Raw genomic sequence first — 21,036 nt, forward strand, 5'->3', positions numbered from 1 at the left:
GGTATAGAAGAACAATGAAAAAATGGCAGGATAAGGAAGAATTCAAGAAGATATTTACTGAAAAGGCGCATGTCTTGTGGGAAAAAGAGCTCAGAGATCTGACGCTCAACGAAGTATACCAGACGATTGCCTACATGATACGCGACTTGGTCAGTGAAGATTGGATTCGTACGAACGAAGTGTACGCCGAGCAAAAGGCGAAACAGGTCTATTATTTCTCGATTGAATTTTTGCTGGGACGCTTGCTCCAGTCCAACCTCATCGGCATCGGCTTGGAAGACATTTGCCGGCAGGGCTTGGAAGATCTGGGCTGGAAGCTGGAAGACGTCGTTCCGCAGGAACGGGACCCGGGCTTGGGCAACGGCGGCTTAGGCCGTCTGGCAGCCTGCTTCATCGACTCCCTGGCGGCGCTGCAGCTGCCGGGACACGGATGCAGCATCCGCTACCAGTACGGGCTGTTCAACCAGCGCATCGTCGACGGCCAGCAGGTTGAGCTTCCTGACAACTGGCTGGTCAACGGCTATCCCTGGGAAGTCAAGAGAGTAGATAAGGCCGTAAACGTCCGCTTCGGCGGCAACGCCTACATGCGGCCGACGGAAGACGGAGAACTTGAATGCGTTCACGAAAATTATTCGTCTGTCCGCGCCGTCCCGTACGACGTTCCTGTCATTGGTTATCATAACGACACAGTCAATACGCTGCGCCTGTGGCGGGCCGAATACTCCCGGGAAGACTTGTACCGCGAGCTGACCCTCGGCGACCGCCACCGGGCGTTCCGCTACAAGAACAACGTACAGCTCATTTCCCGCTTCCTCTATCCGGAAGACAGCACGGAAGAAGGCCGCCGCCTGCGCCTGATGCAGGAATACTTCATGGTTTCGGCAGGCCTGCAGAGCATCGTACGTCACTATAAGAGAAAATACAAGGAAAGCATGTACAAGTTCGACCAGTACATCGCCATCCACATCAACGACACCCATCCGGCTCTGGTCGTGCCGGAACTGATGCGTATCCTCCTCGACGAAGAAGGCATGGCCTGGGAAGACGCATGGGATATTACGTGCCGTACCGTGGCCTATACGAACCACACGATTTTGCCGGAAGCCATGGAAAAATGGTCTATCCCCATGTTCCAGTCGCTCCTGCCGCGCATTTATCTCATCGTCGAAGAAATCAACAACCGCTGGCTCAAGGAAGTGCGCCGCCTCTATCCGGGCGACGAAAACAAAGCCCGCAGCGTAGCCATCCTTTGGGACGGCCAGGTTCACATGGCTCATTTGTCCGTATTGGGCAGCCACAGCGTCAACGGCGTTGCGGAAATCCACTCGCAGATCCTGAAGGATTCGACGCTCCATCAGTTCTACACGATTTTCCCGAACCGTTTCTCCAACAAGACCAACGGCGTTACGCACCGCCGCTGGCTTATTGAAGCCAATCCGCAGCTGTCGAACCTCATCGACGAAGCCATCGGCGACGAATGGCGCCTCGAACCGTCCAAGCTCATCCGCTTGAAGACCGTTTCCAGCGACAGCGCTTTCCTGGATAAGCTGGCTAAGGTGAAGAAAGCCCGCAAGGAAATTCTGGCTGACTATATCAAGAAGGAATACGATACGAATATCGCCGTCGATTCGATTTTCGACATTCAGATCAAGCGCATTCATCTATACAAACGGCAGCTGTTGAATATCCTCGGCATCCTTCACCTGTACTATACGCTGAAAGCAAATCCGGACCTGCGCGTCCGCCCGCACACGTTCCTGTTCGGCGGCAAGGCTGCGTCGGGCTACGGCGAAGCTAAGCAGACAATCAAGCTTATCAACGTCGTGGCCAACATGATAAACCGCGACAAGCAGGTGAACAAGCAGCTGAAGGTACTGTTCCTGGAGAACTACAACGTATCCTTGGGACAGCTCCTGTTCCCGGCGGCCGACGTGAGCGAGCAGATCTCCACGGCCGGCAAGGAAGCGTCCGGCACGGGCAATATGAAATTCATGATGAACGGGGCCATTACGCTGGGTACGATGGACGGGGCCAACGTAGAAATCTGCCGCGAAGTCGGCATGGAACACTGCGTCATCTTCGGCCTGCGGGCGGAAGAAGTCATGAATTACTACATGCACGGCGGCTATTCGTCGTGGAACATGTACAGCTCGGACCCGCGTATCCGCCAGCTCATGAACTCGCTTGTAGACGGCTCCATCAACGGCGAACATTTCGGCATGCTGTACGAATCGCTGCTGGACCGCAACGACGAATTCTTTGTCCTCAAGGATTTCGCCGCCTACTGCGAGGCCCATACGGAAATATCCCGCCGCTACGCAAATCAAAAGCAGTGGTTCCATTCCAGCGCCATCAACATCGCCCATTCGGGCTACTTCTCCAGCGACAGGACGATTCAGCAGTATGCATCTGACATTTGGCGTATTAAACCCGTCAAGGTATAATCAGTCAGGGGGAATGCTTACATGAAACTCAGTGCAATTGACGAATACGGTACGTTTCTGTACCATCAGGGAACAAACTACGCCAGCTACCGTTTGTTCGGCGCTCATTTTACCGTTCTCCGCCGCAGATCGTGCGTGCGCTTTTCCGTCTGGGCTCCCCATGCCCAGAAGGTAAGCGTCGTCGGCGATTTCAACCAGTGGGACATTGAAGCCAATCCTATGGAACGGTGCGGCGCCGGCAACGGCATCTGGGTTACGTATATCGAAGGCCTTCAGGAAGGGGACATTTACAAATACGCCGTCACGACGGCGTCGGGCGAAGTGCTCATGAAGAGCGATCCCTATGCCTTCTGGTCGGAAGTGCGCCCCAACACGGCCTCTAAGATCACCAAGCTCCGCTATACGTGGAAGGACAAAAAGTGGCAGAACAGCCGCGAGCAGTACGACTCGTACCGCAAGCCCATGCTGACCTATGAAGTGCATCTCGGCTCGTGGTGCCGCGACGAAGAAGGCAATATGCTGACATACCGCGAAATCGCCGACAAGCTCGTGGAATACGTCACGTCCATGAACTATACGCACATCGAAATCATGCCCCTGTGCGAATATCCCTTCGACGGCTCGTGGGGCTATCAGGCGACAGGGTACTTCTCGGCGACGAGCCGCTACGGTGCGCCGGAAGACTTCATGTACCTCGTCGACACATGCCATAAGCACGGCATCGGCGTCATCCTCGACTGGGTGCCGGGCCATTTCTGCCGCGACGCCCACGGTCTGCGCTATTTCGACGGCGAGCCCTGCTATGAATCGGGGAACCCCATGCTGGCAGAAAACAAAGAATGGGATACGATGAATTTCGACTACGGACGGACGGAAGTACAGTCCTTCCTCATTTCCAGCGCCATGTTCTGGCTCAGCCAGTTCCACATCGACGGCCTGCGCATCGACGCCGTGGCCAACATGCTGTATCTCGACTACGGCCATCCCGATGGAAATTGGCAGCCCAATAAGTACGGCGGCCGGGAAAACCTCGAAGCCATTGATTTCCTGCGCAATTTGAATAAAGCTGTGTTCAGCGAATTTCCCCATGCCCTCATGATTGCCGAAGAATCGTCGGCCTGGCCGCTGGTGACCAAGCCTGTCGACGTCGGCGGCCTGGGATTCAACTATAAGTGGAATATGGGCTGGATGAACGACATGCTCCGCTACATGTCCATGGACCCGCTGTTCCGCAAGGATAATCACAATCTCGTTACGTTTTCCCTGTGCTACGCCTTTTCGGAAAACTTCATCCTGCCTTTGTCGCACGACGAAGTCGTCCACGGCAAGCACTCGCTCTTGGACAAGATGCCCGGCGACTACTGGCAGAAATTTGCCGGCCTGCGGGCTTTCTACGGCTACTGGATGTCTCATCCCGGCAAGAAGCTCCTGTTCATGGGCAGCGACTTCGGCCAGTTCATCGAATGGAAATACGACGACAGCCTCGACTGGCATCTGCTCGAATATCCCATGCACAAGGCCATGCACGACTACGTCAAGGAGCTGAATACGTATTATGTAGAGCATCCTGAATTCTGGGAAGAAGACTGCGACTGGTCGGGCTTCTCGTGGATCAGCTGCGACGACCGCGACAACAGCGTCATCGCCTTCTTCCGCAGCGGCCAGGAAACGGATGACATGACCGTCGTCGTATGCAACTTCACGCCTGTCGTCCGCCATTCGTACCGCTTCGGCGTGCCGCGCAAGGGGACGTATGTCGAAGTATTCAACAGCGATTCCGAAGCCTTCGGCGGCTCCAACGTCCTCAACGAAGGCGAATTTGAAGCGCAGGATATTCCCATGCACGGCATGGAACAGTCTCTGGAGCTGACGCTGCCGCCGCTGGCGACTATATATTTACAGCTCAAGACGTCGGCCGATAAAAAAAAATCTCTGAAGGCTGGCAGCAGTACTGCCAAGACGCGGAAGACGACTGGCTCGGCTAAAAAGGCCAAGAGCAGCGAAAAGAAACCGGCTTCCAAGACGACGAGAAAACGCGCCGTTAAAAAGACGACGAAAAGCGACGCGGCGAAATAAATAGTAAACTGCATTCCAAAGGGAAAGTGGGGGAGTTAAGATGGAAAAAATATTATTCGTGGCGTCAGAAGCCGTGCCTTTTATCAAGACGGGCGGCTTAGCCGACGTCATGGGCGCTTTACCGAAGGAATTGGCCGCCAAGGGCATGGACGTCCGCCTGGTCATTCCGAAATACAGCCTGATTAAAGACGAAGCAAAGCAGCAGATGAAGCAGGTGACGACGGGGATCGTCAATCTGGCCTGGCGTCAGCTGTACTACGGCGTCGACGAAATCGATATGGACGGCGTCAAGGTATACTTCATCGACAATGAATGGTACTTCAAGCGCGACCGCCTGTACGGCTATGCCGACGACGACGAACGGTTCGCCTATTTCTGCCGCGCCGTGCTGACGATGCTGCCGCGCATCGGCTTCCAGCCCGACATCATTCACGGCAACGACTGGCATACGGGCATGCTGGGCGTCTTCTTGAAGGAAGATTTCTACCATGACGATTTCTACAAAAATATGAAATTCGTCTATACCATTCATAACCTGAAATATCAGGGGATTTATCCGGCGTCTATCATGCAGGATATCATCGGCCTGCCGCAGCACTTGTTCGACAATGGCAATCTGGAATGCGACGGCTGCGTGAACTACATGAAATCGGGCATGGTCTACGCCGACTACATCACGACGGTCAGCCCGACGTACGCTCAGGAAATTACCTATCCGTACTTCGGCGAACGGCTGGACGGCTATATCCGCAGCAATCAGGACAAGGTCGTCGGCATTATCAACGGCCTCGACGAAGATGCCTATAATCCCGAAACGGACCCCTATATTGCCCAAACGTATACGTCGAAGGACGCCCGCGCCGGCAAGCGCGTCAACAAGGACGCCCTGCGCAAGGAATTGGGGCTGCGCATCAAGCGCGGCGTGCCCATGGTCGCCATGGTATCGCGCCTCGTCGAAGACAAGGGCATGGATTTGGTAACGCGCATTATGGACGAGCTCGTCGAAGACGACGTACAGCTGGTTATCGTCGGGACCGGCGACTGGCAGTATGAAGAAGCCTTCCGCGATTTGGCCCGCCGCTATCCGACAAAGGTATCGGCCAACATCATGTTCAACGAAGGCCTGGCGCACCGCGTCTATGCGGCGGCGGATATCTTCCTCATGCCCTCGCGGTATGAACCGTGCGGACTGAGTCAGCTCATCGCCCTGAGATACGGCGCCGTGCCCGTCGTCCGCGAAACGGGCGGCCTGCGAGACACCGTCGTTCCCTTTGATAAATACAAAAATCAGGGCAACGGCCTGACGTTCCCGAACTTCAATGCTCATGAACTGTTGTTTACGGCAAAGACGGCTTTGGGATACTACGAAGATACTGCCTTGTGGGATCACATCGTCAAGAACGCCATGGAAAGCGACTACAGCTGGAAGCGTTCGGCTCAGGCGTATGCAGACTTGTACAAAAAGGTATTGAACCGATAAGAACAATACAGCCAAATCCCCCGCCGTACTTGCTCGGCGGGGGATTTTACAAAAAGGAGATTTCATGGATTTAGGACTGTATCACAATTCACATGAATTTTATTGCCGCTCTGTTTTCGGCGCCGTTCCCTCGGGCAGCCAGGTCGTCCTGCGCCTGCGGGCCGACAAAAATATAGAAGAAAACTGGCAGGCCAGCGTGCGCCTGTGGCAGAGCAACGCCGGCGAAACGATCGTTCCCATGACCTGGGAGGGCGAGGCCTTCAAGGCGACGCTGACCATGCCGGATAAGGGGTGCCTCCTTTGGTACTATTTCATCGTTTCCTACGACGGCAAGACCGTCTATTACGGCAATAACCACGAGCAGCTCGGCGGCAAGGGCCGCATTACGGCTCAGGAGCCGCCATCCTATCAGATTACCGTATACGATAAGGACGTCAAGACGCCGGACTGGTTCAAGAATGCCATCGTCTATCAGATTTTTCCCGACCGGTTCCGCCGCGGCAAGGACACGACGGCGGTGCTTACGGGAAAGAAGGGCGCCGTCATTCACAGCGACTGGGACGACATACCGGCCTATTGGAAGAACCCCGATACGGGAGAGATTGCCTTTTACGATTTTTACGGCGGCAACCTGGCAGGTATCCGGGAAAAGTTTTCGTATCTGAAAGAATTAGGCGTGACGGCGATTTACCTCAACCCTATTTTTGAAAGCTGCACGAACCATCGCTACAGCACGGCCGATTACCACCGCGTCGATCCCTTCCTGGGGACGAACGAAGAATTTGCCGCGTTCTGCCGGGCAGCTAAGGAAGAGGGCCTGGCCGTCATCCTGGACGGCGTGTTCAGCCATACGGGGGCCGACAGCATTTATTTCAACCGCTTCGGCCATTACGACAGCGTCGGCGCCTACCAGTCCAAGGAATCGCCGTACTATTCGTGGTACCGGTTTAAGGAATACCCGAACGACTACGAGTCGTGGTGGGGCGTCATGGATTTGCCCAACGTGGAAGAGACAGAGCCGTCGTATATGGATTTTGTCATCCATAACGACGACAGCGTGCTGCGCTACTGGATGCGCCAGGGCATCAGCGGCTGGCGTCTCGACGTCGTCGACGAGCTGCCGGCGGCGTTTCTCCGCGATTTCTATAAGACGCTGAAGGAAGAAAACCCCGATGCCGTGCTCATCGGAGAAGTGTGGGAAGACGCGTCGAATAAGATCAGCTACGGCGAACAGCGCGAATACCTGTGCGGCTATGAGCTCGACAGCGCTATGAACTACGCCTTGCGGACGATTGCCGTCGATTTCATCATGGGGCGCAAGGAAGGACGGCGCATGCTGGCTGAAATGACCCATCTCATTGAGAATTATCCGCCTGAGCACTTTTACGCCATGCTCAACCTCATCGGCAGCCACGATATCGAACGCATCCTGACGGTCCTGGCCAAGGACGCCGACACCAATACGCTCTCGGCCGAGGACATTGCCAAGAAGCGCCTGCGCATGCTTCTGACCTGGCAGATGACGATGCCCGGCGCGCCCTGTATTTATTACGGCGATGAAGCCGGCGTGACCGGCGGAAAGGATCCGGACAACCGCCGCACCTATCCGTGGGGGCATGAGGACGAAGAAATCCTGTCGTGGACGAAAGGGCTGACGGGACTGCGCCGTAGCAGCGACGCCCTGCGCACGGGCCGTTTCATCCCGCTGTACGCCGACGGCGACGTCTTTGCCTATGCCCGCAGCATCGAAGGCGGCCGGGATATATTCGGCCAGAAAAAAGAAGACGGCTTCTTTATTATCGTCATGAATAAAAACACGACGTCCTTGCGGACGGTCAGCGTGTACACGAACGGATTAGCCTACGGCGAGCTGACCAATGCTTTGTATCCCCGCATGAAGCCTATCCGCACGATTAACAGCCGCTTCACCCTGACGCTGCCGCCTCTGAGCGCCGTCATCCTGAAAGGGCAGGAAACCCGCAAAAAGCGGGCCGGCGTCCTCCTGCATCCGACGTCGCTGCCTTCGGCAGGCGGGAACGGCGACCTGGGGCCCAACGCCTATCGATTTATCGATTTTCTCAAGACGGCCGGCCAGAGCCTATGGCAGATCCTGCCGCTGACGCCGCCGCTCATGGGCGATTCGCCCTATCTGGCCCGATCGGCCTTTGCCGGGAACGAACGGCTCATTTCCCTCGACGTGCTGCACGAATGGGGATGGCTGTCTGCTGAAGAGCTGTGCGAATATAAAGAAGCTGTCGGGAAGACGAAATCCTGGGACGAAGCCTGGAAGATCAAGAAGGACGCGCTCTGGCGCATGTCCCATAAGAAAGACCTGAACGTGCCGTGGTCGCCTTATGCCGATTTCTGCAAGGAAAACGCCTACTGGCTCGACGACTACGCCTTGTTCCGGTCCGTTAGCGATTTCTTCGGCGGCAAGGTCTGGACAGAATGGCCCGATAACATCCGCTGCCATGCTGCCGACGGCGTAGCCTATTATAAAAAAGAATTGTCCGGCGCTATATCCCATTATAAATTCTTGCAGTACATTTTCTGCTGCCAGTGGCAGTCCCTGCGGAAATATGCCCATGACAACGGCGTGCAGATCCTCGGCGACATGCCCATGTTTGTCGCTCACAACAGCGCCGACTGCTGGGCTCATCAGGAGCTGTTCCAGCTGGACGAAGCCGGAAATCCTACGGCCGTCGCCGGCGTGCCGCCTGATTATTTCAGCGTCGACGGCCAGCTGTGGGGCAATCCGCTGTACGACTACGAGGCCATGGCTGCCGACGGCTATCGCTGGTGGGTAGAGCGGTTCCGCGCGATATACCAGTTTGTAGACGAAGTGCGCATCGACCATTTTCGCGGCCTCGAATCGTACTGGGCCGTGCCCGCCGAAGCCAAGACGGCCCGCGAGGGCGCCTGGGTCAAGGGGCCGGGCCTCGACCTGTTCCGCGCCGTGTATAAAGAGCTCGGCTTCCTGCCCATGGTGGCGGAGGATCTGGGCATCATTACGGACGACGTATGCGCCCTGAAAGACGCCCTGCGCCTGCCGGGGATGAAGATACTCCATTTCCACATGGCAGAACGGGGCGACGGCCGCTATTCCTTCGATACGGAGCCGAACTGTCTTGTCTACACGGGAACGCACGACAACAATACGACCCTGGGCTGGTATGAAGACGACCTGGACGAATCGGGACGGCTGCAGCTGCGCCAGGCTTTGGGCCTGCCGGACGACGCCGCGCCGGAAGCTGTCGTCCGCGCTGTCATCGCCTATGTCTACAGCCGCCGTGCCGAAACGGCCGTCGTACCCCTGCAGGACATACTGGCCCTGCCGGGAAACTGCCGCATGAACGTACCCGGCGTTGCCGAAGGAAACTGGCAGTGGCAGATGGACGGCGGCATGCTCAAGCTGGACATCGCCAAATGGCTGTCTGAATTATGCAAAGAATACGGACGGTAACTGCGCCCGTTTCAGAGGGGGAAGAGACGCATGTCTGATATGACAGATAAAAATGAAAAATTTAAACGGGCCTTGGAAGTCCACGCCCAGCTGCACGGCAAACTAGCCATTCACAGCAAATTGCGGGCCGATTCCAAGGAAGCCCTGTCCATCTTATATACGCCCGGCGTCGCCGCGCCGTGCCTGGAAATCGCCCAGGATAAAGAGCTGGCCTATACGTATACCGGCAAGGGCAACGACGTGGCCGTCATTACCGACGGCAGCGCCGTCCTGGGGTTGGGGAATATCGGCCCTGATGCGGCCATGCCGGTCATGGAAGGGAAGTGCCTGCTGTTCAGCGAGTTTGCCGGCATCAACGCCGTGCCCCTGTGCGTAGGCACGCAGGACGTAGACGAATTTGTCCGCTTCGTCCAGCTGGCCAGCCCGTCCTTTGGCGGGATCAACCTGGAAGATATCAGCAGCCCGCGCTGCTTTGAAATCGAAAAGCGGCTTCGCGAAACGCTGAATATCCCCGTGTTCCACGACGATCAGCACGGCACGGCCATCATCGTCCTGGCCGGCGTCATCAACGCGCTGGAGTATTTAGGAAAGTCTGCCGAAACGGCGTCGGTCGTCATCAACGGCGCCGGCGCAGCCGGCATCAGCATCGCCAATCTGCTGCTGGAATATGGTTTTACAGACGTGACGCTCTGCGACATCAACGGCGCCGTCTGTGAAGGCGACGATACGCTCAATCCGGCTCAGGCCGCTATGGCGAAGCGGACGAACCGCCGTCACGCCAAGGGCAGCCTGAAGGATGTACTGGCAGGCAAGGACGTGTTTATCGGCGTGTCCCGCGGCGGCCTCGTGTCCCAGGAAATGATTGCCTCGATGGCTGAGAAAAACGTCGTCTTCGCCATGGCCAATCCCATCCCGGAAATCTATCCCGACGAAGCGAAGGCTGCCGGCGCGTCCGTCGTCGGCTCGGGCCGGTCCGATTTCCCCAATCAGGTCAACAACGTCCTCGTATTTCCGGGAATTTTCCGCGGGGCCATCGACTGCCATGCGTCGGATATCAGCGAGGGCATGAAGCTGGCTGCAGCGAGAGCCATTGCCGACGTAGCGAAGCAGGACGGCCTGCGGGAAGACTACATCCTGCCCGATGCCTTCGACCATCGCGTCACCATCGCCGTAGCGGCTGCCGTTGCCGAGGCTGCGGCAAACGAAGGCATCGCCGGCAATCCTTTGACCTATGAAGAAGAAGCGGCGAAGGCCGAAGCCTTTTTGAACGAAGTATAGCAGGCTATGAAAGCACTGGCGTCATCTGGCGGTGACGCCGGTGTTTTTTCGTTTCTGCTCGGGAAAAGCAGGGACGCAAGGCGCCTGCGTCGAATATTATACTATTACGGTATGTTGCGAACGGATTCTATACAGGCGGTGATATTGTGCATATCCATTACATGCATATTGAAAATTATCGAAATTTGACAGACGTGGAGATGACCTTTCATGAAAAGGCCAACTATCTCGTCGGCGAAAACGCTATTGGCAAAAGCGGGTTTCTGCGCTTGCTGTCGGTCATGAGCGAAGGCTTCGGCATCAGGGAAGACGATTACGCCGACCCGGCGCGGCCTATCGTCATTACGCTGGAAATGCACCTGCTTCGGAACCAAAACGAGTATTTCGCCGCGTTTCCCGATGAGCGGCGGGAGACGATGAAGGTGCGCCTGGAAAAGAGGGTGGAAGAAATCTACCCGCGGCTGTACGATGCAGAGAGAAACGAAGAACTGCCTCTCGACCTGATACGCTGCATCCATTATCTGCCCAATTCCGTCGTCGACCCGGAAGAACTCAAAGTGCCGGCAACGGTATACCGCGCGTTGGAACGGCGGCTGTATCAGTGGGAGCATTCCCATGACGACGGGCTGGACGAAGATACGCAGGCCTTTATCCATCATGAAGTGCAGGTAGGCAGCCTCGACTCGTCGTATTTTGTCAATATCTTCCTCTTGTCCCGCATCCTGAGCCGCCAGGATCGCTCGACAGCCGACAACATGAAGTTTATTTCCCTCGTCGCCCTGCGTATCCTCACGCAGATTTTCATCATGTCCCGAAGCAAGGCCATGCCCCTGGAGCAGAGCCTGATTATCGACGGCAAGGGGCGGCGCTATTTGCCTCTCGTCGTATCTATCGACGAGCCGGAGGTGCACCTCCATCCATACATGCAGCGGTCTATTTTAAATTATTACAAGCAGCTCCTGAGCAACGGCGATTCCCGCTTCTGCGAGCTCCTGAAGGATTTGTTCGGCATCGACGGCCTGCGGGGGCAGCTGTTCATCGTCACGCACTCGACAGACGCCCTCGTCGACGATTACCGCAATATCGTCCGCCTGTACCGCGGCGACGCCGGTCAGGTCTGCGCGGCCTGCGGAGCGACCTTTCATTTCAGCGAGGAAATCGAGAAGCACCTGATCATGCATTTCCCCGAAGTGAAGGAGGCCCTGTATTCGCGGAGCGTCCTCGTCGTCGAAGGGGAAACGGAGTTCGGCTGCTTCCAGCTGTTCGGCACGACGCTGGGGCTGCCCTTTGACTACTACGGCATCTGCCTCATCAACGCCCGCGGCGAAAGCTCGATTTCAAAGATAAAGAAGCTTCTGGAATACTTCAAGATTCCCACCGTCGCCTTATACGACGCCGACGTAAAGGGCGGCCATAAGGGCGAGACGGGCGTGTTCTTTACCGACGAAATTTGCTTTGAAATGGATTTGGCCAAGACGATGATCGACATGGGCCGCCGCCGCGAGCTGGACCGCATCATCAATACCGTAGCCGGCGAGCACGGCCGGGCCACGTCGGACATGATTAAAAAGGCCTGCCGCAAGCTGGACGTCAATTTCCACGACTATCCGCCGCGCATGCTGGGCAACGTCAACGCCCGCAATATCAAGGCACTGTACATCTATTATTTTGCCTGGCTGTACAGCAACAAGGGCGTCATCCTAGGCCGGCTCCTGGGGCAGTCCCTGCGCAGCCAGGAAATCCCCAGGGCCTTTGTCAAGGTCATCGAAGAGGCCGGCAAACTGGCAAAAGTATAAGCTGCCTTGCAGCAGACATTAGAGCAGGAGTTATCGTATAGTATGAAATTGTTTATCGCAGAGAAGCCCAGCATGGCCAGGGAACTGGCAAAATGCCTCCCGCAGCCGCAGCGGCAGGAAAAGGGCTTTATCCGTACGGGCGGCGGCATCGTCACCTGGGCCTACGGCCACATGCTGCAGCAGGCGGAGCCGCAGGATTATAATCGGCAATACAAGCAGTGGAAGGACGCCGATTTGCCCATTATTCCAGAGCATTGGAAGCTGCTCGTCAGCCCGAACAGCAGGGAGCAGTTCGACGTCATCTGCCGCCTCATCGGCGACGCCGACTCCATCGTCCATGCCGGCGACCCTGACAGGGAAGGGCAGCTTCTGATTGACGAAATACTCGATTATGTAGGCAATACGAAGCGCGTCGAGCGCATCCTTTTAAATGCCCTCGACGAAAAGAGCATCGGTGAAGCCCTTCATGATTTGCGGGATAACGGCGATTTTTCTCATCTCAAGGAATCAGCTTTGGCCCGCAGCCGTGCCGACTGGCTCATCGGCATGAACCTGTCGCGGGCTTATACGCTGGCCGCCCGCCGGCAGGGACACCGCGTCGTATTTCCCATCGGCCGGGTTAAGACGCCGACGCTGGCCTTAGTCGTCCGCCGCCAGCGGGAAATCGACAATTTCAAGCCCGTGACCTATTACGTCGTCAAGGCGCAGTTCAATCATGCCAAGGGCGTCATTACAGCCCAGTGGCAGCCTGGCGATACGCAGGCCGGCCTCGATTCGGAAGGGCGCTGCATCGATAAAAAGAAAGCTGAAGAAATAGTAGAAAGGCTGCGCGCTCAGCCCGATGGAACGATTGCCGAAGGGAAGAAGACGAAAAAGAAGGAAGCGCAGCGGCTGCCCTTGTCCTTGTCGTCCCTGCAGGTGCTGGCAGGTAAGCGCTACGGCTACAGCCCCCAGCAGGTATTGGACGCAGCTCAGCAGCTGTACGAACGCAAGCTGACGACCTACCCCCGGTCAGACTGCGAGTATCTGCCATTGAATCAACGCAAGGACGTGCCGGCTATTTTAGCTAATTTAGGCCGCCTTTCAGATAAAAACTTGTCCCAATGGGCTGGGCGAGCCGACGGCAGCATCAAGAGCCGGGCTTGGAACGACGGCAAAATTACGGCGCATCACGCGATTATTCCGACGACGGTGCCCTGTCCGTATGATAAGCTGACGGCTGTTCAGAAAAATATATATTTCCTCATTGCCCAGGCCTACATGGCGCAGTTCTATCCCGTGCATGAATATATACAGAACCGCATCGTCATCGCCGCCGCCGGCGAGCAGTTCGTCGCCCACGGCAAAACCGTCGTCGTGTTGGGCTGGAAAGAGCTGTATCAGTCCGATGGAGACGATGATGACGAAAAGGGAGAGCTACCGCCGGTCCGCAAGGGCGACGGCGTCCAGTTCCGCCGCGGCAAGGTCGAAGAAAAGGCTACGAAGGCGCCGCCGCGGTTCACCTCGTCGACGCTTCTTCAGGCGATGAAGGAAATTTATAAATACGTCAAGGACGATTCGCTGAAGAAAAAGCTTAAAGAAGTGCAGGGCATCGGTACGGAAGCGACGCGGGCCACGATTATCGGCGAGCTCATCGAGCGGAAATTTTTAGCCGAAGAAGGAAAGAAGAAGTATCTGAAACCGACGGATATGGCCTATCTTCTCGTCGATTCTCTGCCGGACGAGCTGCTGTATCCCGATGAAACGGCCGTTTGGGAAGAACGGCTGTATCAGATGAGCCTGGGAAAGGACAGCCTGGCCGACTTTCTCGGCGCCCAGGAATTATTTTTGCGCAAGCTCATTGCGGCAGCCCGGAACAATGACAGAACGCCGCAGCCGAAGGAAGGACGCGTATGTCCTCAGTGCGGCGGCGCTATGGTGCGCCGCCATGGAAAATACGGCGATTTCTGGGGCTGCACTAACTATCCCAAATGCCGCCATACGGAGCGCATCGACGCGCCGCCTGCGTCGGCAGCCGGCGACGGTTCATCTTATATTTGTCCGCGCTGCAAAGAGGGAATCTTTGTCCGCCGCAGCGGCCCGTACGGTCCGTTTTGGGCCTGCAGCAAGGAAGGCTGCCGCACGACCTGCGCCGATGTGAACGGCGTTCCCAGCATTTATGCCGCTTCGTCAAGAAAATAGTCCTGTCGGAGACGGGATACGGCGCGGGTGTCTGCGCCGTATAGTACAGCAGAGGAGAGGAGGGGCAAAGGATGGATACCGTGCAGGCCCGGCAGTGGTGCCGCAAACAGCAATACGATCAGGCAGCGGCTATGTACGCCCGGCAAATTGCCGCAATGGATACGTGGGGGCCGTGGGACTACTATTATTACGCCTACAGCCTGAGCAAGCTGAAAGAATATGCCGAAGGGCGGGAGATTTCCCGTCGGTGCATCATAACCTTTCCCGATTTCGCCCAAATCCGGGATGTATACGGCTGGTGCCTGTATTATCTGTATGTGCGTCCCTTTGTGCTAGGACAATCTGATGAAGGCGATTTCCGGCGGGCCGTCGAGTCCATCGTCAAGTACACCGAGCAAACGGCTCAATCCCCTTATGAACGGGCCGTCTGGAAGATGATCGACGTGCTGCGCCGGCAGAAAAAAGCTTCCGCTGAAGAAATAGACTCCTGGCTGACTCTCCTTAATCCCGACAGGCTGTCTTTGCAGCCGCAGGAGTACGTCAAGGACGGCGAATGGCTGAGCGGCGCGTCGTACCGCGAGCGGTGGTATGCCCTGAAGAGCGGCGTGTTGGTCAAGAAAGGGGAATATAATGCCTGCATTGCTGTCTGTAAAGAAGGGCTGCGTATTTTTACGGACTTTCACTATGACAATGATATCTGGTTCAAATATCGCATCGCCCTCTGCCGCCTCCGCCTCGGCGACGTAGGCGGCGCAGAGGGAGAATTTTCCGCCCTTTTACAGTATAAGCAGCATTGGATTATATACCGCGGGCTGTTTTACGCAGGGCAGGCGCAGAAAAGCCTGCGGAAGATGAAAACATACGGCGCAGCAGCCCTGCTCCTGCCGGGAGATATGGCCGATAAAGTTCAGTTCCTCGCTGAATTTGCCGATTCCCTGGCAGGACAGGAGGACTTGCGGACGGAACGGGCCTGGCACTATGCCCTGGCCTTGCGCATCCGGCAGGAACGAGGATGGTTTGTGCCGGATGCTCTGCGCAGGCAGGCCGCGACGTACGAAGGGCAGATTCCCCGTAAGGAGGAGCTGCTCCGATTGCTGCAGGAATTCTGGATACGGTGCCGGCACGACGGGGAAGAAGAAAAGCAGGGCTTTATCTCGGCCGTTTTGCCGGGGGGACGGGCCGGGTTTATCAAGGAATACGGCGGGCCGTCCTATTATTTCAAACGCGATGCCCTCTTGGGGCTGGACGCCGAGGCAGGGACGTACGTCACCTTTTTCGTCGAAGTCGGCCAGGATCGCTTTGGCGGCAAGGCATCGCGGCGGGCTGTCGATATCCGGAAAAAAGAAAGCCTGTTCTGACGATGAATTTTTCGCATATACTTTCTCATTTTGTATGGCGACGCGGCCTGTTTTGGTATATAATTTTGGTATACCACATGGAAAGGTGAAGGCACAACATGATTTTATCAGGCAAGGAAATCGTAAAGCATTTGGGTAAAGAAATTATCATTACACCCTTTCATCCCGAACGGGTCAATCCGAACAGCTATAATTTATCGTTATATAATCAGCTGATGGTATATGATGACTACGAACTGGACATGGCCAAGCCCAATCCAGCCTCGATTATCGACATTCCCGAAGACGGCTACGTCTTGCAGCCGAATAAGCTGTATCTGGGACGGACGAACGAGTATACGAAGACCGACGGCTATATTCCCATGCTGGAAGGCCGCTCGTCTGTCGGCCGTCTGGGCGTGTTCATCCACGTGACGGCAGGCTTCGGCGACGTCGGCTTTGCCGGCTACTGGACGCTGGAAATCTTCTGCGTCCAGCCGATCCGAATTTATCCCAACGTGGAAATCTGCCAGATTTACTACCACGACATCGACGGCGAGTACGACACGTATCAGCACGGCAAATACCAGAACAATACGGGGATTCAGCCGAGCATGCTGTGGAAGGATTTTCAGAAGAAATAATATAGGCAACGGATATAAAGCATGTCTGCGCGCAGATATGCTTTTTTGCGAAAGGAGAAAGGCTATGAAAGAAATTGCATTGCAGGATATTCAGGGATTTCGCATCGGCAACGCTCAGGATGAGCTGGGCGGCACGGGCTGTACTGTCCTCATATTTCCTGACGGCGCGCCCTGCGGCGTCGATATTCGCGGCGGCGGGCCGGCCAGCCGGGAGTCGGAGCTCCTCAATCCGACGGCGGCAGCGGAGAGAATTCATGCCGTACTGTTAAGCGGCGGCAGCGCCTTCGGTTTGAACGCCGCCGGCGGGGTCATGCAATATTTGGAAGAAAAGGGCATCGGCTTTCCGACGGGCATTTGCAATGTGCCCCTCGTCGTAGCGTCGTGCATTTTTGACCTGGGATGCGGCGACAACGTCCGTCCCGATGCGGCTATGGGCTATGCGGCCTGCGTCGCATCGGAGAAACATATGATCCGGGAAGGCAATTACGGCGCAGGAACCGGCGCGACAGTGGGCAAGCTCTGCGGCCCTAAAGGCATGATGAAGTCCGGCCTCGGCGTATACGCCGTCCAGGTCGGCGAGCTGAAGGTCGGCGCTGTCGTCGTCGTCAACGCCGTCGGCGACGTATTGGATGAACATAATGAAATCATCGCCGGCATGCTGAACGACGACGGCACGGGATTTGCCGATACGCGCCGCGTCATGCTGGAAGAATACGGCATGCACGATACGCTCTTTTCCCTGCGGGCGGCGGCCGGTACGACGAATACGACGATCGGCGCTGTCGTCACGAACGGCAAGTTCGATAAAAGTCACATGAAAAAAATCGCCGCTTTGGCCAGTAACGGCTTTGTGCGGACAATCCGGCCGGTCAACACGACAGCTGACGGCGATTCCTTGTATGCCCTGAGCGTCGGCGACGTAGAAGCCGATGTCAGCACGACGGGGACGATTGCCGCTTACGTCGTAGAACAAGCCGTACGCCGCGCCGTATTGACGGCGGAACAGGCATACGGCGTTCCGGCGGCTAAAAGCTTAACTACCTATTAATAAAAAACGGATTTACCATGCAGGCGTCTGATTCGCCAGGCTGCAGGTAAATCCGTTTTTGCGTTTTATATGAGTTTGATTAATACGACGCCGGCAATCATCGTCGCTACGCCGCATATGCCCAGAGGACGTATGCGCAGGCCGAAGAAGCGGGCGTCTACAGTCGTCGTCAGAATCAGGCCCAGGGCGCCGAACATGGCGTAGGCGATGCTCAAATCCATGATGCGGATGAGATGAGCCAGGCAGAAGAATGACAAGACGACAAAGGAGAGAGCGGCTATGCCGTACCGCTTTTGCGTAAATCCATTCGACTTTTTCAGACAAATATTGGCGCACAGGTCTAACCCGACGGCGCCGACGAGGAGCAGTATGCCCAAAAGATTAACTGTCATGAGAAGCAGCCTCCTTTTCCGGCAGGGACGTGCCCAGTTTAATCATGGCGAGTCCTGATAAAATGACAAAAAATCCTAATAGTTTCAGCGGCGGCATGGGTTCGTGAAATACGGACCAGGCGATGCATACTGTGCCGACGAGGCCGACGCCCTCCCATACGGCATAAGCCAGGCTGATGGGGATGCGGACGACGGCTTTACTGAGGACGAAATAAGACAATAACATACAAGAAATCATCGTAATATAGCCTTCGGAACCGCCCTGCATGGTAAAGTATTTCATCGACGACGTGCCCGTCAGCTCCAGCATAATCGCTAAAAACAACATAAACCAACAATATGCTGCAGTGTGCTTCATAGATAAAACATCCTTTCTGCTATCCTGTTGCCTTTTCTAGTTCCATTGGCTATACTAAGTATAAAGTATGGTGCAGCACCATAGTCAAGAGGTGAGTTTTATGTCAAAGAAATACCTGAAAACAGGAGAATTTGCCAGCTTGTGCGGCGTGACAAAGGATACGCTGTTTCACTATGACGACATCGGCCTGCTCAAACCGGCCCGGATCGGCGAGAACGGCTATCGTCTCTACGGCCTGTATCAGCTGGATACGTTCGATTTAATCAGCGTGCTCAAAGAAGTAGGGCTGACCTTACATGAAATCAAAGCGTATATTGAACGGCGAAATACGACGGAGTTTTTGCAGATGCTCAAAGAGCAGGACAAAGCCCTGGCGGCGGAAATTGAACGATTGAAACGCTTGCGGCGTATTTTAAAAAATACCATAGAGACTACGCAGAAGTCTCTTCATGTTCCTATCGACACTATTCAGTTTGTAGAAAAAGAGGAAGAATACTTTATCATTACGGACGGCCAGCGGAAGCAGGATGAAAAGTCCGTCGTAGAGGCAATCAGCGAACACTTCAAATACTGCAACGACCACCGTACGTACAACACCTTTACAATCGGCGAAATCATCGGGGAACAAGCGATTGCAGATCGGACCTATTACACGCAGTATTATTGCTCTAAAATCGACAAGCCCGTCCGGAGCAGGCACTGCCACGTCAAGCCGGCCGGCTTGTACGCCGTCAAATACATACAGGACTCGTACGACATGCTGCCCGAGGCGTATCGGCAGTTTGTCAACGAGGTGCAAGCCTTGGGATACAGGCTGTGCGGCAAGATATATGAAGAGGATATGCTCAATTATTTGACGGAAAAAGACGACGAAAACTATTTGCTGCGAATTGAAGGGCAGGTAGAGCCTGTGACCTGAGCGATGTATACGAAGAAAGCTATTGACTTTTGCAGACAAAAAAAGAAAGCATGAGGACGACGATGCGTATCTCATGCTTTCTTATATTGGTGACCCAGTAGAGATTCGAACTCTAGACCCACAGCTTAGAAGGCTGTTGCTCTATCCAGCTGAGCTACTGAGTCATAACGAAAATGGAGCGGGTGATGGGAATCGAACCCACGTAACCAGCTTGGAAGGCTGGCGCTCTACCATTGAGCTACACCCGCATGCTGCGATATGGTCGGAGCAGCAGGATTTGAACCTGCGACCCCCTGGTCCCAAGCCAGGTGCGCTACCAAACTGCGCTATGCCCCGCCAACAAAAAGTATTATATCGTGAATGAGTAAATTTGTCAAATTATTTTTTCACAAAGACGAGGACTATCGTATCGGCCAGTATCTATCCCAAAGCAATAGCCCGGCGAGGTTGGGCTCGTCGGGCTATATTGCTGCGTGATGAAAGAGCCAGCGTGACGCAGTGGGCGTTTTTGTACGTTTACAAAATGCGTTCCGGCGCGCGGCTGGAGAGAATTTTAAATGCCAGCGGAGAAATTTTCAGGATCTCCCTGTCTTCCGGCGCTAGCTTGGTACGGATCGCTTCGTCGTGCCCGTTTAAAAGCTTCGCAGCCCAGTTCGGGTCGATTAGGGCGGAACCGCCGACGGCGGCGATATCCGAGTGTTCGAGGGCCTGCTGTACGTCGCTGCGGGTCTGGATGTTGCCGACGGAAATGATGGGCAGCCGGCCGCGGACGGTTTCGTCAATATGCGCGAGAATCGGCTTGCCGCAGTATTCCGGCTCGGCGGCCGTGCTGGTAATATGGCTTTGGGAAATATGCAGGTAATCCAGCTTCAAAGAGGCGAGCTTGTCTACGAGGTACAGCGTATCGCCGAGGGCAATGCCCGGCGTCCATTGCTCGCGCGGAGACAGGCGATAGCCAACGATAAAATCTTTGGCTCCCATTTCTCGGACTGCGTCTAAGACGGCGTCGGCGACGGCCAGGGGAAAGGCGGCGCGGTTTTCCAGCGAGCCGCCCCAGCAGTCGGTCCGATTGTTGGAATGGGGAGAGAAAAACTGATGGATGAGATAGTTATTGGCCCCGTGGATTTCTACGCCGTCAAAGCCGGCTTTCATCGCGCGGACGGCGGCGCCTTTGAAATTTGCAATGACTTCGGCGATTTCTGCATCAGTCAAGGGACGGGGCGTACGGTATCCTTTCAAGGGCGCGGCGACGTCGCCGGCCGATACTAAATCATAGCCGAAAATAGCGTCTTCTTCAGCCATGCGGCCGGCGTGGAAGATCTGCATGATCGCCTTAGTGCCGTTTCGTTTGATTGCGGAAGCCATCTTGGACAGGCCGGGAATAAATGAATCGTCGTAAATGGCTTCTTCACCGAGCCAGCCGCGGCCGTTCGGCTGGATGTAGGAACAGCCTGTAATGTACAGGCCCACCTCGCCCGTACGGGAGGCGTAATAGTCGACTTCCTGCGGCGTGACATAGCCGTGGGGGTCGCTGAGGCAGACTGTAAGCGGAGCAATGGCCAAACGGTTTTTCAGCACAACGCCGTTGGGCAGCGTCAGTGTATCGTGGAATGAACGCAT

General features: G+C 55.7%; 14 protein-coding genes and 3 tRNA genes. 11 read left to right on the forward strand and 6 right to left on the reverse strand.

Annotated elements, in window-relative coordinates; all coding sequences use genetic code 11:
- Nucleotides 1-14 precede the first annotated feature (14 nt).
- The 10 genes from CJ260_RS00385 to CJ260_RS00430 all read left to right on the forward strand — a co-directional run bounded on the left by CJ260_RS00385 (nt 15) and on the right by CJ260_RS00430 (nt 17,747).
- A complete protein-coding gene (locus tag CJ260_RS00385) occupies nt 15-2,444 on the forward strand; it encodes a glycogen/starch/alpha-glucan phosphorylase (protein ID WP_095628716.1) in 2,430 nt (809 codons plus the stop codon).
- Nucleotides 2,445-2,465: 21 nt separating this feature from the next.
- Nucleotides 2,466-4,520: a 1,4-alpha-glucan branching protein GlgB gene (gene glgB, locus CJ260_RS00390; RefSeq protein ID WP_095628717.1), complete on the forward strand. Its 2,055-nt coding sequence runs from the start codon at nt 2,466-2,468 to the stop codon at nt 4,518-4,520.
- 40 nt (nt 4,521-4,560) lie between these two features.
- Nucleotides 4,561-6,000 (forward strand): glycogen synthase GlgA, encoded by a 1,440-nt coding sequence (glgA, locus tag CJ260_RS00395; RefSeq protein ID WP_095628718.1) that lies wholly within the window; start codon nt 4,561-4,563, stop codon nt 5,998-6,000.
- Between the two features lie 64 nt (nt 6,001-6,064).
- Nucleotides 6,065-9,463 carry a 4-alpha-glucanotransferase gene (malQ, locus tag CJ260_RS00400; protein WP_095628719.1) on the forward strand — a complete coding sequence of 1,133 codons (3,399 nt, stop codon included), beginning with the start codon at nt 6,065-6,067 and terminating at the stop codon, nt 9,461-9,463.
- A gap of 39 nt (nt 9,464-9,502) precedes the next feature.
- On the forward strand, nt 9,503-10,741 hold the full coding sequence (locus CJ260_RS00405) for an NADP-dependent malic enzyme (protein ID WP_095628944.1): 1,239 nt from the start codon (nt 9,503-9,505) through the stop codon (nt 10,739-10,741).
- Between the two features lie 161 nt (nt 10,742-10,902).
- Nucleotides 10,903-12,537: an ATP-dependent endonuclease gene (locus CJ260_RS00410; RefSeq protein ID WP_233127846.1), complete on the forward strand. Its 1,635-nt coding sequence runs from the start codon at nt 10,903-10,905 to the stop codon at nt 12,535-12,537.
- A gap of 42 nt (nt 12,538-12,579) precedes the next feature.
- Nucleotides 12,580-14,718, forward strand: coding sequence for a DNA topoisomerase 3 (locus tag CJ260_RS00415; RefSeq protein ID WP_095628721.1), 2,139 nt, complete (start codon nt 12,580-12,582; stop codon nt 14,716-14,718).
- A gap of 71 nt (nt 14,719-14,789) precedes the next feature.
- The gene (locus CJ260_RS00420; RefSeq protein WP_095628722.1) at nt 14,790-16,076 is read left to right on the forward strand and encodes a hypothetical protein; all 1,287 of its coding nucleotides are present in this window, start codon (nt 14,790-14,792) and stop codon (nt 16,074-16,076) included.
- A gap of 98 nt (nt 16,077-16,174) precedes the next feature.
- Nucleotides 16,175-16,699, forward strand: coding sequence for a dCTP deaminase (gene dcd / locus CJ260_RS00425; RefSeq protein WP_095628723.1), 525 nt, complete (start codon nt 16,175-16,177; stop codon nt 16,697-16,699).
- A 64-nt stretch (nt 16,700-16,763) separates the two neighbouring features.
- Nucleotides 16,764-17,747, forward strand: a complete 984-nt coding sequence (locus CJ260_RS00430) for a P1 family peptidase (protein WP_095628724.1) — start codon at nt 16,764-16,766, stop codon at nt 17,745-17,747.
- Between the two features lie 65 nt (nt 17,748-17,812).
- Here the strand turns inward: CJ260_RS00430 and CJ260_RS00435 are convergent, their stop codons facing one another.
- Nucleotides 17,813-18,139, reverse strand: coding sequence for a multidrug efflux SMR transporter (locus tag CJ260_RS00435; protein ID WP_087477351.1), 327 nt, complete (start codon nt 18,137-18,139; stop codon nt 17,813-17,815).
- Entirely contained in the window at nt 18,129-18,497 is a 369-nt protein-coding gene (locus CJ260_RS00440) for a multidrug efflux SMR transporter (protein WP_198947357.1), read from the reverse strand. The genes CJ260_RS00435 and CJ260_RS00440 overlap by 11 nt, the downstream gene beginning before the upstream one ends.
- Before the next feature lie 100 nt (nt 18,498-18,597).
- Here CJ260_RS00440 and CJ260_RS00445 point away from each other — a divergent pair, with 100 nt between their 5' ends.
- A complete protein-coding gene (locus CJ260_RS00445) occupies nt 18,598-19,416 on the forward strand; it encodes a MerR family transcriptional regulator (protein WP_095628725.1) in 819 nt (272 codons plus the stop codon).
- A gap of 87 nt (nt 19,417-19,503) precedes the next feature.
- Here CJ260_RS00445 and CJ260_RS00450 read toward each other — a convergent pair.
- The 4 genes from CJ260_RS00450 to CJ260_RS00465 all read right to left on the reverse strand — a co-directional run bounded on the left by CJ260_RS00450 (nt 19,504) and on the right by CJ260_RS00465 (nt 21,036).
- A tRNA-Arg gene (locus tag CJ260_RS00450) sits at nt 19,504-19,580 on the reverse strand.
- A 10-nt stretch (nt 19,581-19,590) separates the two neighbouring features.
- A tRNA-Gly gene (locus CJ260_RS00455) sits at nt 19,591-19,664 on the reverse strand.
- A gap of 11 nt (nt 19,665-19,675) precedes the next feature.
- Nucleotides 19,676-19,752 (reverse strand) — tRNA-Pro (locus CJ260_RS00460).
- Between the two features lie 180 nt (nt 19,753-19,932).
- Nucleotides 19,933-21,036 (reverse strand): NADH-dependent flavin oxidoreductase, encoded by a 1,104-nt coding sequence (locus CJ260_RS00465; RefSeq protein WP_095628726.1) that lies wholly within the window; start codon nt 21,034-21,036, stop codon nt 19,933-19,935.

This window comes from Megasphaera sp. ASD88 (assembly GCF_002287425.1).
GTDB classification, from domain to species: Bacteria; Bacillota; Negativicutes; order Veillonellales; family Megasphaeraceae; genus Megasphaera; species Megasphaera stantonii.

Excerpts from the sequence above, each read along its gene's own strand:
- CJ260_RS00385 (WP_095628716.1), top strand. The coding sequence starts at position 15 with ATGAAAAAATGGCAGGATAAGGAAGAATTCAAGAAGATATTTACTGAA.
- glgB (WP_095628717.1), top strand. The coding sequence starts at position 2,466 with ATGAAACTCAGTGCAATTGACGAATACGGTACGTTTCTGTACCATCAG.
- glgA (WP_095628718.1), top strand. The coding sequence starts at position 4,561 with ATGGAAAAAATATTATTCGTGGCGTCAGAAGCCGTGCCTTTTATCAAG.
- malQ (WP_095628719.1), top strand. The coding sequence starts at position 6,065 with ATGGATTTAGGACTGTATCACAATTCACATGAATTTTATTGCCGCTCT.
- CJ260_RS00405 (WP_095628944.1), top strand. The coding sequence starts at position 9,503 with ATGACAGATAAAAATGAAAAATTTAAACGGGCCTTGGAAGTCCACGCC.
- CJ260_RS00410 (WP_233127846.1), top strand. The coding sequence starts at position 10,903 with ATGCATATTGAAAATTATCGAAATTTGACAGACGTGGAGATGACCTTT.
- CJ260_RS00415 (WP_095628721.1), top strand. The coding sequence starts at position 12,580 with ATGAAATTGTTTATCGCAGAGAAGCCCAGCATGGCCAGGGAACTGGCA.
- CJ260_RS00420 (WP_095628722.1), top strand. The coding sequence starts at position 14,790 with ATGGATACCGTGCAGGCCCGGCAGTGGTGCCGCAAACAGCAATACGAT.
- dcd (WP_095628723.1), top strand. The coding sequence starts at position 16,175 with ATGATTTTATCAGGCAAGGAAATCGTAAAGCATTTGGGTAAAGAAATT.
- CJ260_RS00430 (WP_095628724.1), top strand. The coding sequence starts at position 16,764 with ATGAAAGAAATTGCATTGCAGGATATTCAGGGATTTCGCATCGGCAAC.
- CJ260_RS00435 (WP_087477351.1), bottom strand. The coding sequence starts at position 18,139 with ATGACAGTTAATCTTTTGGGCATACTGCTCCTCGTCGGCGCCGTCGGG.
- CJ260_RS00440 (WP_198947357.1), bottom strand. The coding sequence starts at position 18,497 with ATGAAGCACACTGCAGCATATTGTTGGTTTATGTTGTTTTTAGCGATT.
- CJ260_RS00445 (WP_095628725.1), top strand. The coding sequence starts at position 18,598 with ATGTCAAAGAAATACCTGAAAACAGGAGAATTTGCCAGCTTGTGCGGC.
- CJ260_RS00465 (WP_095628726.1), bottom strand. The coding sequence starts at position 21,036 with ATGCGTTCATTCCACGATACACTGACGCTGCCCAACGGCGTTGTGCTG.